This window comes from Plantactinospora mayteni (assembly GCF_016862935.1).
Lineage (GTDB): Bacteria > Actinomycetota > Actinomycetes > Mycobacteriales > Micromonosporaceae > Plantactinospora > Plantactinospora mayteni.
Genome location: NZ_BONX01000018.1, coordinates 51,839 through 66,270, shown reverse-complemented (window position 1 = coordinate 66,270; position 14,432 = coordinate 51,839). Strand labels below are relative to the sequence as shown.

Sequence of the window (14,432 nt, the reverse complement as noted above, 5' to 3'; positions counted from 1 at the left end):
ACAGGTGGCTCGATCGGCCCGACCGCGCCGGGTCAGGCTGCCAGGCGGCGCCGGGAGACCTCGGCGAGCGCCACCGCCGCCGCCACGCTGGCGTTGAGCGACTCGACCTCGGAGACCATCGGGATGCTGACCCGCAGGTCACAGGTGGCGCCGACCAGTCGGGACAACCCGCGCCCCTCGGAGCCGACCACCACCACCAGCGGGCCGATCGCCGCCTCCAGGTCGTACAGGTCGGTCTCGCCGTCGGCGTCCAGCCCGACCACCAGGAACCCCTCCTGCTGGGCGAGCTTGAGCGCCCGGGTGAGGTTGGTCACCTGACTGACCGGCACCCGGGCCGCCGCGCCGGCGCTGGTCCGCCAGGCGGTCGCGGTGATCCCGGCGGCCCGCCGCTCGGGTACGAAGACGCCCTGCGCGCCGAACGCCGCCGCCGAGCGGATCACCGCGCCGAGATTGCGCGGGTCGGTGATGCCGTCGAGTGCGACCAGCAGCGGGGAGGGCTGCTCCAGCGCCACCGCGAGCATGTCCTCGTAGGGTTCGTAGGCGAACGGCGGCACCTGCACACCGATGCCCTGGTGCAGCACCCCGCCGGTCATCCGGTCCAACTCGGCCCGGCTGACCTCCAGGATCGCGATGCCCCGGTCGGCGGCCGTCCGGACCGCCTCGTTCACCCGGTCGTCGATGTCGATGCCCTGCGCGACGTAGAGCGCGGTGGCCGGTACCTGCGACCGGAGCGCCTCCACCACCGGGTTGCGCCCGACCAGCAGCTCGGCCGCATCCCGACCGGGAGCGGAGCGGCGACCCGGCGCGACCCGGGGCCCACCCGGCCGCGGAGCCGGCTTTCCACCGGTACGCCCGGCGCTGGCCGCGCCCCGCCCGGCGCTGACCGCGCCCCGCCCGGCGGTGGCTGACTTCCGGCCGCCCTTCTTGGTACCGGCGCCACCGGCACCCCAGGTGGTGTCCTTGCTCCCCGGTACGCCGATCTTCGGTGCCCGGCCCTCCTCGGCGGCGGCCCGGCGCTCCTTCGCCTGCTTCCACGCGGTGCGCTGCGGCAACTGCTCGGTGCCGGAGTATGCCTTGTGCCAGGGGCGCTCGTCGGCCGGCAGCGTCTTGCCCCGGCCCTTGAGGGCATCCCGGTTCTTGCCGCCGGAGCCCGTGGTGGAGCCCTTCTTGGCGCTGACCCGACGCCCTCTTCGTGGCGAGTTTCCGGGCATCAGTCCTGTTCTCCGATCGTCCAACGCGGCCCGTGCGGGGTGTCCTCGACCACCACGCCCGCGTGTTTGAGCTGGTCCCGTACCGAGTCGGCGGCGGCCCAGTCCTTGCGGCTGCGGGCCTGTGCCCGCTGCTCCAGAGCCAGCGCCACCAGCGAGTCGACCACGGACCGCAGCTCACCATCCTGCCCGTTCGTGCTCCAGGCCGCGTCGAGGGGGTCGAGTCCAAGTACGTCGAGCATCGCCCGGACCACCCCGAGCGCCGCCCGGGTGCCGGCGTCGTCGCCGCCAGCCAGCGCGATCTGGCCGTCCCGGACCGTGTCGTGCAGTACCGCGACCGCAGCCGAGGTATTGAGGTCGTCGTCCAGGGCCGCGCCGAACTCGACCGGCAGCTCGCCGAGCGGGCCGACGCCGACCCGTTCCACGGCCCGCCGCACGAAGCCCTCGACCCGGCGGTACGCCACCGCGGAATCGCGCAGCGACTCGGCGGAATAGTCGATCCGGGACCGGTAGTGCGGGGCGACCAGGTAGTAGCGCAGCTCGACCGGGCGGATCCCGATCGAGGCGACGTGGTCGAGGTCGACCACGTTGCCCAGCGACTTGCTCATCTTGGCCTCGCCGAGGTTGAGCAGCCCGTGGTGCACCCAGTACCGGACGAAGGGCAGGCCGGCGGCCCGGGACTGGGCCTGCTCGTTCTCGTGGTGCGGAAAGGTCAGGTCGAGCCCGCCACCATGGATGTCGAACTCGGCGCCGAGGTAGCGCCAGCACATCGCCGAGCACTCGATGTGCCAGCCGGGCCGACCCGGCCCCCACGGCGACGGCCAGGCCGCGTCCGCCGGCTCGCCCGGCTTGACGCCCTTCCAGAGCGCGAAGTCGTTGGCGTCCCGCTTGCCCCGCTCGGCCGCCTCCCCGGCGATCTGGGTCTGGGTCGCCTCCGGCCGCTGCCCGGACAGGTCGCCGTATTCCCGGTAGGACCGGACGTCGAACCAGACGTCGCCCGAGCCGTCCTCGGCCACGTAGGCGTGCCCGTCGGCGATCAGCTTCTTGATCAGCTCGTGCATCTCCGGGATGTGCCCGGTCGCCCTCGGCTCGTACGTCGGCGGGAGCACGTTGAGGCTGCGATATGCGGCGCCGAGCAGCACCTCGTTGGCGTACGCGATCGACCAGAACGGTCGGTCCTGCTCGACCGCCTTGGTCAGGATCTTGTCGTCGACGTCGGTGATGTTGCGGATGAAGTCCACCTGGAAGCCGCCGCGCAGCAGCCAGCGCCGCAGCACGTCGTAGTTGACCCCACCCCGGAGGTGGCCGATGTGCGGCGAAGACTGGACGGTGAGGCCACACAGGTAGATCCCCACCCTGCCGGCGTGCATGGGGACGAAGTCCCGCACCGATCGGGTGGCGGTGTCATACAGGCGTAGCGTCACCGTACAAGGGTACCGACCGATGTCTGTCGGGGCTCACCCCGCGACCACCGCCCGGAAGGTCCCCCCGCCATGCCCGCTCCCGCGCCGGCTCCCGCGCCGGCCGTGCCCGGCCGTACGCTGCCTGGTGTGGCGAGGGCGGCGGGTGGCGCGACGGCCGGCCCGGCGGAGGAGCCCGCTGGCCGGGCCGGCGAGACGGCACAGACCCTGGACCGGGGACTACGGCTGCTGCATCTGGTCGCCGACGCCTCCGGCGGGCTGACCGTGACCGAGGCGGCGGCCCAGTTGGGTGTCGGTCGGGCGGTGGTCTACCGGCTGCTCGGCGCGCTCACCGAACACGGCATGCTCCGCCGCGACTCCGGTGGCCGGCTGCGGCTCGGCGCAGGGCTGCTGCACCTGGCCCGCCGGGCCCAGCCGCTGCTCGCCGACGGGGCATTGCCGGCGCTGCGCCGGCTGGCCGAGCAGACCGGGGCGACCGCGCACCTGACCGTGGTCGACGGTGCCGAGGCGGTGGCGGTGGCGGTGGTCGAGCCGAGCTGGACGGCGTTCCACGTCGCGTACCGGACCGGCGCCCGGCATCCGCTGGGCCAGGGCGCGGCCGGCCGGGCGATCCTGGCCGGTCGCCAGGGCCGACCCGACCCGGTCGCGACCAGCGGTGAACTCCAACCCGGCGCCCACGGCGTAGCCGCCCCCGTCCTGGGCGTCCCCGGCCTGGAAGCCAGCGTGGGCGTAGTAGCCCTAACCCCCCTCGACATCACGAAGATCGGCACCCACGTCCGCACCGCCGCCACCGAGATCGCCGCCGCGCTCTCCTAGACTGCGCAACTTCCGGGAAAGAGTGGCCTCTTGGTCCTTGATGCCCACTCTTTCCGGGAAGTTGCGTCCTCTACGGGTCCCTGGAGGTGCGTGGTCTACGGGCTCTGGCGCCAGTGGCCGAGTACCGCGGGGAGTTCGGACAGGGAACGGATCTCGGCGTCGGGGCGCAGGCCGGGCGGGCGGTCCAGGCCGGCCCGGTTGAGCCAGACCGCGTGCAGCCCAGCCGCCTGGGCGGCCTCGACGTCCTTAACCGGCGAGTCGCCGACGTGTACCACCGAGGACGGCGGCATTCCGGCCGCCGTCAGCACCGCCGCGTAGAACTCCGGCGCCGGCTTCTTCGGTACGCCCCCGATGTGCGCGTAGATCTCGAAGGCGAACTCGGCGGCCAGCCCGCACCGGTCGGGCCGGCTGTTGCCGTTGGTGGCGAACCCGAGCGTGTACGACCGGCGTAGCACACCGAGCGCCGGCAGGGTGTCCTCGAAGGGCCGGGTCAGCGCGAACCGCCGGGCGAAGTACAGCTCGGCGATCGGCTCCAGTTCGGCGGTCAGGCCGACCCGGGCCAGTGACCTGGCCAGAGCGGCCCGCCGTACCTCGGTGACCGGGGCACTGGCGTGGTCGGCGTAGACGGCGTCCCAGTCCCCCTCGATCTCCGCCAGGGTGACGTCCCGGGCCGCCGGAGTCAGTCGCCGCATCTCGGCCAGCACGGCAACCAGCGCTCCGTTCACCGCCGTACGCAGGTCGACCAGGGTCTCGTCGGCGTCGAACACCACCGTGCGCAGGTCCACGCGTTCGAGGGTAGGCGACGGTGGCCGGTGCGCCCGGCGCGTCAGGGGTGGGTCATGCGGAGGACGTCCAGGGCCTGGTCGAGTTGGTCGGCGGTGAGTCGGCCCGCCTCGACGTGGCCTCGGGCGAGCACCACCTCGCGGATCGACAGCTCCTTGGCCAGCGCCTCCTTGGCGATCGACGCCGCCTCGTCGTAGCCCAGGTAGCGGTTGAGCGGGGTGACCACCGAGGGCGACCCCTCGGCGTACGCCAGCGCCACGTCGACGTTCGCGACCAGGCCGACCACGCAGCGGTCGGCGAAGAGCCGGCTGACGTTGCCGAGCAGCCGGATCGACTCCAGTACGTTGCGGGCCAGCACCGGCAGCATCACGTTCAGCTCGAAGTCGCCCTGCGAACCGGCGAAGGTGACCGTGGCGTCGTTGCCGATCACCTGGGCGCAGACCTGTCGGACCGCCTCGCAGACCACCGGGTTGACCTTGCCGGGCATGATCGACGAGCCCGGTTGCAGGTCGGGGATCTGCAACTCGCGCAGCCCGGCCCGGGGTCCGGAACCCATCCAGCGGATGTCGTTCGCGATCTTGTAGAGGCCGACTGCGACCGTACGGAGCTGGCCGGAGACCTCGACCAGCCCGTCCCGCGCGCCCTGCGCCTCGAAGTGGTTGCGCGCCTCGGTCAGCGGCAAGCCGGTCATCTCGCGCAGTTTCTCGATCACCTTCGGGGCGAAGCCGGCCGGGGTGTTGATCCCGGTGCCGACCGCGGTGCCGCCGAGCGGCAGTTCGGCGAGCCGGGGCAGGCAGCTCTCCAGCCGCTCGATGCCGTACTGGAGCTGGGTGGCGTAGCCGGAGAACTCCTGGCCCAGGGTCACCGGGGTGGCGTCCATCAGGTGCGTACGGCCCGCCTTCACGACCTCGGCGAACTCGTCCACCTTGGACTCCAACGCGAACTCCAGGTGCCGCAGCGCCGGCAGCAGGTCGTGCACCACGGCGTAGGTGGCGGCCAGGTGGATCGAGGACGGGAAGACGTCGTTACTGGACTGGGCGGCGTTCACGTCGTCGTTCGGGTGCACCTCGCGGCCCAGTTCGCGGGCGGCCAGCGTGGCGATCACCTCGTTGGCGTTCATGTTCGACGAGGTGCCGGAACCGGTCTGGAAGACGTCGATCGGGAACTCGGCGTCGTAGCCTCCGTCGGCGACGTGCCCGGCCGCGGTGACGATCGCTCCGGCGACCGCCTCGTCGATCACGCCCAGCTCGGCGTTGACCATCGCGGCGGCACCCTTGATCTGGGCCAGCGCCCGGATGTGCGCCGGTTCGAGCCCGCGTCCGGAGATCGGGAAGTTCTGCACCGCCCGCTGCGTCTGGGCCCGCCACAGCGCGTCGACGGGTACCTCCACCTCGCCCATCGTGTCGCGTTCGATCCGGTAGCCGGCCGCCTCTGGTGTGGTCACGCGTTCCATCCTGCCCCGCCCCGGGCCGGCCCGCAGATGATCGCCGTCACCGATCGGCGCACTGGGTGCCCGGCGGCACCGCCCTCGGCCTGGCGGCGGCCGGCTGACGAGGGCCGGCTGACGGGGCCGGGACCGGGTCGGCTGACGGCGGCCGGCTGGCGACGGCCGGCTGACTTGGACCGGATCAGCCCAGGTCGCGCAACTGCCGTCGTATCTCGTGCTGGTCCGGGGAGTCGACCTGGATCAGCAGGGCCAGCGCCCGGGTCCAGTACGACCGGGCCGCCGCCGGGTCGGTCTCCCGGAGGCATCGGGCCAGCCCGTCCAGCGCCCGGGCCTGCTCGTACGGCAGTTGGATCTTCGTCGCGCCGAGCAGGGCCTGCCGGTGCAGGTCCAGGGCGGCGGCGGTGTCCCCCAGCGCCAGCATGGCGCGGCCGAGCAGGTTACGGGCCGCGCACTCGCCGGCCCGGTCCCCGGCGTCCCGCATCGCGGCCAACGCCTCCCGGTGCCGCTGCACCGCCACCTCCGGCCGGCCGCACTCCCGCTCGATGCTGCCGATCTCGTTCAACAGGTCGGCCACGGCGAACGGATTGCCCCGGGCCTGCTGGACCCGCAGCGCCACGGACATCTGGTGGAGCGCCCGGTCGCGCCGGCCCAGCCGTCCGTAGATCGCGCCGATCGAGCCGAGCGTGTCCGCCACCATGGCGATCTTGCCGACCTGGCGGGCCATGAAGAGCCGGTTCCGCAGTACCCGCAGCGCGTCCGGATAGCGGCCGAGGGTCAGATAGACGCTGCCCAGGTTGGTGAGGGCGTTCGGCATCGCGTGCCAGTCCGGCGTCTGCCGGGCCAGCTCCAGCCCGAGTTCGAGGTAGTGCACCGCCTCCCGGGTCCGGCCGAGCATCATCAGCGGCAGGCCGAGGTTGACCGTCGCCACCGACCGGCCGGCGACGTCGCCGAGGCGCTCCCAGATGGCGATGACCACCCGCAGCGACTCGACCGAGCGCTGGAACTCGCCGAGCCGGAAGTACGCCGAGGTGAGGTAGTTGTGCATGATCGCGATCCCGGCGTCGTCGCCGAGCGCCTCCGCCGCCCGCAGCCCGTCGGTGTGCGTCTGGATCAGCTCGTCCAGGTGGCCGCCGAGATAGAGCTGCCGCCAGTTGGCCCGGGCGAGCTGCCAGGCGTACCGGTGCAGGCCCTCCTGCACCGCCAGCTCGACCAGCGCCACCAGGTTGCGCCGCTCCGCCTCCAGCCAGTCCCGCCCCTCCCGGGCGGCGGCGGCCACCAGGTCGGTGCGGGCCGGCTCCCCCGGTACGGCCATCCGCAGGTTTCCGGTCGGTTCGAGCACCTGGCTCACCGAGGCGGCGGTGTGCAGGTAGTAGTCGAGCAGGGCCCGCAACGCCTGCCGCCGCTCCGGCTCGCCGCCGACCACGGTGACCAGTTCGGTGGCGTACTCCCGGACCAGGTCGTGCAGGTGGAACCGCCCGGCGTCCACCTCGTCCACCAGGTGGGCGTCGACCAGTTCGTCGAGGTGTTCCCGGGCCACCCCGAGCGGCAGCTCGGTCAGCGCGGCACAGGCGTACTGGTCGAACTGCACCCCGGGGTGCACGCCGAGCAGCCGGAACGTCCGCTGGACCGGCTCCGGCAACTGGGCGTACGACAGTGCGAAGGCGTCCGCCAGGGTCCGGTGCTCGACGGTGAACTCGGCGAGTACCGGGCGGTCCGGGTCGCCGAGTCGCTGGGCGAGGTCCGCCACCCGCCAGCGCGAACGGTGGGCCAGCCGGGCACCGGCGAGCCGAATCGCCAACGGCAGGTATCCGCAGCGCCGGACCACCTCCTCCGCCGCCGCCGGCTCGGCCCGGACCCGTTCCGGACCGGCGATCCGGGCCAGCAGGTCGACCGCCTCGGCGGGCTCCAGCACGGTCAGCGACTGTGCCCGTACCCCGTCCAGCCCCACCAGTCGGCGTCGGCTGGTCACCACGGTCAGGCAGCCGGGGCCGGCCGGCAACAGCGGACCGACCTGGGCGGTACTGGCCGCGTTGTCGAGCACCAGCAGTACGCGCCGGCTGGCCAACTCGGTACGCCACAGCGCCAGCCGGTCGTCGAGGTCGGCCGGGATCCGCTCCCCGGGTACGCCGAGTTGCCGCAGCAGCGTGCCGACGGCCGTACTCGCCGGCAGCGGGCTGTGCAGGCTGTGCCCGTGCAGGTCGACGAAGAGGTGCGCGTCCGGGTACGCCGCACCGAGCGCCGTCGCCAGGTGTACGGCCAGCGCCGTCTTGCCGCTGCCCGGCATGCCGTCGATGACGTAGACGGCGGAGAAGTTCGGCCCCGCCTCCTCGATCTCCTTGCGCAGCCGGGTGACGGTCTCGTGCCGGCCGGTGAAGTCCTCGATGGCCCGGGGCAGGGCGCGTACCGGTGACCGGGGCGCGGGCTCGTCGTCCGCCGGCCCGACCTCACCGGCGAGTACCCGCCGGTGGATCTCCCGCAGCGCCGATCCGGGCTCGATGCCCAGCTCTCCGGCCAGGATCTCGCGGCCGGTTCGGAACACCGCGAGTGCCTCGGCCCGGCGGCCACTGTCGGCGAGCGCCAGCATCAGTTGACCTCGGAGCCGTTCCCGCAGCGGGTGGCGTTCCACCAGGTCGGTCAGTTCGGCCGCCAGGTCGCCGCTCCGGCCGCCGAGCCGCAGCTCGATCTCGAAGCCGTCCTCCATCGCCAGCATGCGCTGCTCGTCCAGCGAGGCCGCGCCCCGGCGGACCGCCGTACCGGTGATCCCGGCGAGCGCCGGACCGCGCCAGAGCGCGAGGGCGGCCCGGTAGCCCTCCCGCGCCTCCGGCCAGTCCTGCTCGGCGGCGGCGTTCCGGGCCCCGGCGACCAGCCGCTCGAAGAGGTGCGCGTCCAGGTCGTCCGGCCCGAGCACGATGCGGTAGCCGGCCGGCCCGGTGACGATCGTCTCACCGGGCACCCCGGCGGCGGCAAGCAGCCGGCGCAGCCGGGAGACGCAGGTCTGCAACTGCCCCCGCGCGGTGGCCGGCGGATCGGCGTCCCACATGGCGTCGACCAGTTCGTCGACGGGTACCACCTGCGGGGCATGCAGGAGTAGCACCGCCAGGACGACCATGTCCCGGCCGGCGGTCACCGCCGACTCACCGCCGCTCACCTGGAGCGGCCCAAGGATTCCGAACCGCATGCCAGCTCCTGACCGAGGTCGCATCCGGCAGCAGAGTAACCCGACAATCACGCGCAGCAGAATCGACTTGATAGCGGGGTGGCAGTGGAACGAGAGTGCCACCGCCCACACTGTGCGCTGGGACGCACGACACCAGGTGAGACACATCGACGGGGGCGGTGCGTCCGCCGGCCCGTGGGGGCGACGGACGCACCGTGTCGGAGCAGCGGTTTCGCCGCCTTCCACACCTGAGGAGACGCCAGGACATGGACGCCTCTGCAAGACCCGATCGGACCCGGCCGGTGCCAACCGCCGGAGACGTGTTGCAATTCGCCGAATCCGACTACTGCTACGGAACCGGCCCGCTCGTCCTCCGGGTCACCGGGGTCGGCGCGGATCTCGGCCGGTATCCACAACTCGAGTGGCTGTCCCTGCGCGGCGTGGAGCTGCGCCGGGACGGCAGCGCCGGCCCCGAACGGCAGGTACTGGTCCGCACCAGCGCCCTGTCCCGCGCCGGCTAGACAGCGCGCCAGCGTTGTCCGTCGGTCAGCGTCGCCCGACGGTCAGCACCGACGGTTCACCTCGGCGAAGCAGTTCATAGCGGCACGGCCGGCCCTGACGTCAAGATTCTTGGCGACTTGTGGTCGACTACGAACCATAGGTCGACAAGAATCTTGAGCCGCAGCGCTGTGCGGTGCCGGGTCAGCGGCGGCCGACGGTCAGGACCGGCTTGGTCACCTCGGCGAAGAAGTCGTTGCCCTTGTCGTCGACGACGATGAAGGCCGGGAAGTCCACCACCTCGATCTTCCAGACCGCCTCCATGCCGAGTTCCGGGTATTCCAGGACCTCGACGTGTTTGATGCAGTCCTGCGCCAGCCGGGCCGCCGGGCCGCCGATCGAGCCGAGGTAGAACCCGCCGTGCTCATGGCAGGAGCGGGTCACCTGGCCGGAGCGGTTCCCCTTGGCGAGCATCACGTGCGATCCGCCGGCGGCCTGGAACTTCTGCACGTACGCGTCCATCCGGCCGGCGGTGGTCGGGCCGAAGGAGCCGGAAGCGTACCCCTCCGGGGTCTTCGCCGGGCCGGCGTAGTAGACGGCGTGGTCGCGCAGGTACTGCGGCATCGGCTCGCCCGCGTCCAACCGCTCGGCGATCTTGGCGTGCGCGATGTCCCTGGCCACCACCAGCGGGCCGGTCAGGGAGAGCCGGGTCTTCACCGGATATTTCGACAGCTCGGCCCGGATCTCGTCCATCGGCCGGTTGAGGTCGACCCGGACGACCTCGGCACCCTCGTCGAGTTGGGCGTCGGTGACGTCCGGCAGGAACCGGGCCGGATCGGTCTCCAGCCGCTCCAGCCAGACGCCGGACGGGGTGATCTTGCCCATCGCCTGCCGGTCGGCGGAGCAGGAGACCGCGATCGCGACCGGGCAGGAGGCGCCGTGCCGGGGCAGCCGGACCACGCGTACGTCGTGGCAGAAGTAGCGCCCGCCGAACTGCGCGCCGATGCCGAACTGCCGGGTCAGCTCCAGTACCTCGGCCTCCAGCTCCAGGTCGCGGAAGCCGTGCGCCAGCATCGAGCCCTGGGTGGGCAGGTTGTCCAGGTATTTCGCGGAGGCCAGCTTCGCGGTCTTCAGGGCGTACTCGGCGGAGGTGCCGCCGATGACCACGGCCAGGTGGTAGGGCGGGCAGGCCGAGGTGCCGATCAGCCGCAGCTTCTCCTCCAGGAACTGCATCATCCGGGTGGGATTGAGCAGCGCCTTGGTCTCCTGGTAGAGGTACGACTTGTTGGCCGAGCCGCCACCCTTGGCCATGAAGAGAAACTTGTACGCGTCCGGGTGCCCGTCCGGGTCCTCGGCGTAGATCTCCACCTGGGCCGGCAGATTGCTTCCGGTGTTCTTCTCTTCCCACATCGTGAGCGGGGCGAGCTGCGAGTACCGCAGGTTGAGCCGGGTGTACGCCTGGTAGACGCCCCGGGACAGCGCCTCGTCGTCGGAGCCGTCCGTCAGTACGTGCCGGCCCCGCTTGCCCAGCACGATCGCGGTGCCGGTGTCCTGACACATCGGCAGTACGCCCCCGGCGGCGATGTTGGCGTTGCGCAGCAGGTCCAGCGCGACGAAGCGGTCGTTCGGCGAGGCAGCCGGATCGTCGATGATGGCCCGCAACTGGGCCAGGTGCGCCGGCCGCAGGTAGTGCGAGATGTCGTGCATCGCCTCGGCGGTCAGCGCGGTCAGTGCCGCCGGCTCCACGGTCAGGAAACGCCGCCCGCCCGGCCCGTGGACCACGTCGACGCCCTCGTCGGTGACCAGTCGGTATTCGGTCTGGTCGGCGCCGACGGGCAACAGGGGGGAGTACGAGAACGGCGCGCCACTGCTCATAGCCGGCAAGCCTAGGCCAGCCGGCCGGGCCTGGCCCACCCGCCGGGTCGACCCTGCGACGCCGCTCTCACCCGACCCGCCCCGACCGCGGCCGAACCTGCCGACCGAGGCCGGGAAACACCTGCCGGCCTGGTGCGGGGAGCACGTCGACCCGGTCCGGGAAACCTCCTGTCGAGGCCCACGATTCGAGGCCCACGATTCGAGGCCCACGATTCGAGGTCCACGATTCGAGGTCCACGATCCGGGAAACGCCTGCGCCGACCGGAGCAGCGTCAGCCGTCCTTGCCGTTCTCCGGTGGGCACTCCGGCTGCTTCGGGCCGCCGCATTCGGTGCCGGGCTCGGGTTCCTGGCCGCCCGGGCCGGCGGTCGGTGCCGGGCCGCCGGTCGAGGCCCCGGCGAACTGGAAGTATCCGATGTCCCGCCCGTCGCCGATCACCATCCCGGCCGAACCGACCGCGAGCACCTCGGCCGACGAGCGGAGATTGGCCAACTCCCGGCCGCTGCGCGGGTCGAGCGCGATGATCCGGTTCGGACGCCGGTCGATCAGCAGCGCGGCGTTCCTGGCCAGCGCGGCACCGCCCTCGGAGTTGACCGGCCGGGTCCACCGGGCCCGGTCGATGGCGAGTTCGCTGCCGATGATCGAGCGCTGGTCGGCGGAGCGGGAGAGGGCGTACCGGTCGTCGACGGCGAGCAGCTTCTCACCCTTGGGGCCGGTCCAGAGCACCCGGCCGTCGTACGCGTCGACGACCGTCTCCCGGGCGTCCGGCCCGACCCCGACGAAGACGTTCTCCCCGCCCTGCGGATCCTTCCGCTGCACGCAGCCCGCACCGTCCGCGGTACGCAGGTTGAGCCCGTCCCGGCGCCACACCTCCTGCCCGGTCGCCGGATCCCGGGCCACCACCGTGAAGTAGCAGGTGCCGTCGGCGGCGCGGGCCTCGATACGCAGCATCCGGCCGCCGACCACCACGATCCGGTCCTGCTGCCCCGGCTTCACGTCCTGCATCACCCGGCCGGTCGCGGTGTCCACGATGTGCACCCGGCCGTCCGCGGAGAGCCCGAGCAGCGGCGGCATCTCCACCGGGCCGCCGGCCCCCTCGTGCACCTGCCGGGTGGTCAACCGTCGGGTACCCAGGGTGTCGGGGTTGCCGGCCAGCGGCCCGGTCTGCACTCCGGGCAGGAAGGTCGTCCAGATCGGATTGCTGCCCCGGGGATCCCAGGCGGTCAGCGTGCAGTCCACGGGCTCCCGACAGCGCACGTCGACCACGGCGTTGCGGTACGTCCAGACGCCGACCGCCGCGCTGTCCTTGCGGCGTACCGCTCCGGTCTCGGGGTCGAGCAGTTCGTAGCCCTTGCTCAGCAGCTTGCCGACGGCGACGACGGCGTCGCGGTCGCCACCCGCGACGGCGGCCCAGTCGGCCTTGCGCTCCCACAGTCGCAGCCCGGTGGCGAGGCTGCGGGACTCGATCCGGGTACGGTAGCGGATCACCACCGCGTTGCCGGCGATGGTGACGCTCTGCGGCGTACCGCCGATCCGCTGTTGCCAGACGACGTCCGGCTCGGAGATCGGCTCGTCGCGGTTGACCCAGTCCCAGACGCCGGGGAAGGGATTCCAGACGTTTGTCGCGGCGAGCACGATCACCGCGATCAGCGCGATGGCCAGGGCGGACATGACGCCCGCGCTCCGGGCGCTCCCCTTGGCCATCCCGATACCGTAAACGAGGTCGGTCCGGCAAGTGCCGCTAGGGCGTTATGTCCGTGTCGTGGATCTTCGCACTTTCCTGCCCATCCGACGCTCCGGCACGAGTGGCGCCGGACGGTCGAGCCGGGCCGTTCGGCAGTCGAGCCGGGCCGTCGGGCAGTCGAGCGGAGTCGGTGGGCAGTCGGGCCAGGTCGGCGGCGGACGGTGGGGCCGGTTCGGCGGGTTCGGGGCGGAGCCAGCGCCACAGCAGCAGGGTCGCGGCCAGCGAGGCGAGCCCGGCGAGCGCCATCACCCGGCCCGGCGCGATCCACTCGGCGAGCAGCCCGGCCAGCCCGGCGGCCAGCCCCTGCACGGTCATCAGCCCGGTGGAGAGCAGCCCGAACGCCTGCCCCCGGCGCTGCTCCGGCACCGCCGCCAGGAACCGCCGGGCCAACCCGAGCTGGAAGGCGAAGCCGAAGGTGGCCAGCCCGAACAGCGCGATGGCGGCGGCCAGCCCCGGCCCGGCGGCGAAACCCAGGATCGGCGCACCGAGCAGCAGCGCCAGCCACGGGGCCAGGCGCTCCCGCCGGGCCGGCGCGACCCACCGACCCACCACCAGGTCGCCGGTCAGCATGCCGAACGCGGACGCCGCGAAGAGCGCACCGGCGCTCGCACCCCGGCCGAGCCCGTCGGCGTACGGCACGATCACGCCCTCGGCGCCGACCAGCAGCGAGCCGGGCAGCCAGTGCGCCAGCAGCAGTCCCCGGACCCGCCGGTCGCGCAGCAGCAGCCGGTTGACCCGCCAGGTCTGCCGCACCACCCCGTGGGCCACCGCCCGGCGTGGCCGCTCCCGCACGCCGTACCGGACCAGCAGGGCGGAGACCGCGCAGGTGAGTACGGTCAGCCAGAGCGCGCCGTACGGGCCGACCAGGCCGAGCAGCAGGCCGCCGAGGGCGAACCCGAGCACCTGGGTCGCACCCGCCGCGACGGTGAAGAGCGAGCGCCCGAGCACGTAGCCGTCCCCGGCCAGCAACTCCGGCAGCAGCGCGTTGCGGGCGGCGCTGCTCACCGGGGCCAGCAGCCCGACCGCGAAGACCAGCCCGAGCATGCCGGCCGGCGGCAGTACCCCGAGCGCGAGTACCGCGACCGCGGCGAGCCGGAGCAGGTCGTAGCCGACCATCAGGGCCCGGGGCCGGCACCGGTCGGCGAGGGCGAGCAGCAGCACGCCGCCGACGGCGTACGGCAGGAAGCCGACCACGTACGCCAGCGCGGCGAGCAGCGCCGACCCGGTCCGCTCGTAGAGGAGTACGGCGAGGGCGAGCATCTTCACCGTCTCGCCGACCATGAACACGCCGAAGCTGGCGAAGACCGCCCGGAACTCGGGTACCGCCAGCACACTGCCGAACGTCGCCGGCCGGCTGGCCAGGTCCTCGGCCGGGCCCGTCGCCGTGCTCGCCCGGCCCTCGGCCGGCCCTGTCGCGGTGCTCACCCGGCCAGCGTGCGCGAACCCGCCGCACCGGACTAGGGTTTCGGGCAGCAGCGAAAGGT

At 72.8% G+C, this 14,432-nt stretch carries 9 protein-coding genes and 1 pseudogene; 2 read left to right on the top strand and 8 right to left on the bottom strand.

From position 1 onward, the window contains the following. Nucleotides 1–32: 32 nt before the first annotated feature. Nucleotides 33–1,211 carry a 23S rRNA (guanosine(2251)-2'-O)-methyltransferase RlmB gene (rlmB, locus tag Pma05_RS13765; protein ID WP_203857779.1) on the bottom strand — a complete coding sequence of 393 codons (1,179 nt, stop codon included), beginning with the start codon at nucleotides 1,209–1,211 and terminating at the stop codon, nucleotides 33–35. Next, nucleotides 1,211–2,632: a cysteine--tRNA ligase gene (gene cysS / locus Pma05_RS13760; protein WP_203857778.1), complete on the bottom strand. Its 1,422-nt coding sequence runs from the start codon at nucleotides 2,630–2,632 to the stop codon at nucleotides 1,211–1,213. The genes rlmB and cysS overlap by 1 nt, the downstream gene beginning before the upstream one ends. Before the next feature lie 69 nt (nucleotides 2,633–2,701). Between cysS and Pma05_RS13755 the strand changes: the two genes are divergently transcribed. Further along, the gene (locus Pma05_RS13755) at nucleotides 2,702–3,445 is read left to right on the top strand and encodes an IclR family transcriptional regulator (RefSeq protein ID WP_203857777.1); all 744 of its coding nucleotides are present in this window, start codon (nucleotides 2,702–2,704) and stop codon (nucleotides 3,443–3,445) included. Nucleotides 3,446–3,540: 95 nt separating this feature from the next. Here the strand turns inward: Pma05_RS13755 and Pma05_RS13750 are convergent, their stop codons facing one another. From Pma05_RS13750 to Pma05_RS13740, 3 genes are all read right to left on the bottom strand, one after another. Then, nucleotides 3,541–4,230, bottom strand: coding sequence for an HAD family hydrolase (locus Pma05_RS13750; protein WP_239312328.1), 690 nt, complete (start codon nucleotides 4,228–4,230; stop codon nucleotides 3,541–3,543). 41 nt (nucleotides 4,231–4,271) lie between these two features. After that, a complete protein-coding gene (locus tag Pma05_RS13745; RefSeq protein WP_372441470.1) occupies nucleotides 4,272–5,672 on the bottom strand; it encodes a class II fumarate hydratase in 1,401 nt (466 codons plus the stop codon). Between the two features lie 184 nt (nucleotides 5,673–5,856). After that, on the bottom strand, nucleotides 5,857–8,853 hold the full coding sequence (locus tag Pma05_RS13740) for an AfsR/SARP family transcriptional regulator (protein WP_203857775.1): 2,997 nt from the start codon (nucleotides 8,851–8,853) through the stop codon (nucleotides 5,857–5,859). Nucleotides 8,854–9,155: 302 nt separating this feature from the next. Here Pma05_RS13740 and Pma05_RS13735 point away from each other — a divergent pair, with 302 nt between their 5' ends. Next, nucleotides 9,156–9,353 (top strand): hypothetical protein, encoded by a 198-nt coding sequence (locus Pma05_RS13735; protein ID WP_203857774.1) that lies wholly within the window; start codon nucleotides 9,156–9,158, stop codon nucleotides 9,351–9,353. Nucleotides 9,354–9,534: 181 nt separating this feature from the next. Here Pma05_RS13735 and Pma05_RS13730 read toward each other — a convergent pair whose 3' ends face one another. From Pma05_RS13730 to Pma05_RS13720, 3 genes and pseudogenes are all read right to left on the bottom strand, one after another. Beyond that, the gene (locus Pma05_RS13730; protein ID WP_203857773.1) at nucleotides 9,535–11,205 is read right to left on the bottom strand and encodes a fumarate hydratase; all 1,671 of its coding nucleotides are present in this window, start codon (nucleotides 11,203–11,205) and stop codon (nucleotides 9,535–9,537) included. 272 nt (nucleotides 11,206–11,477) lie between these two features. After that, complete coding sequence (locus Pma05_RS13725) at nucleotides 11,478–12,908, bottom strand: outer membrane protein assembly factor BamB family protein (protein WP_372441469.1); 1,431 nt, start codon at nucleotides 12,906–12,908, stop codon at nucleotides 11,478–11,480. 178 nt (nucleotides 12,909–13,086) lie between these two features. Continuing rightward, nucleotides 13,087–14,310 (bottom strand): annotated as a pseudogene (locus tag Pma05_RS13720) (MFS transporter); the annotation flags it as partial. Nucleotides 14,311–14,432: the final 122 nt, after the last annotated feature.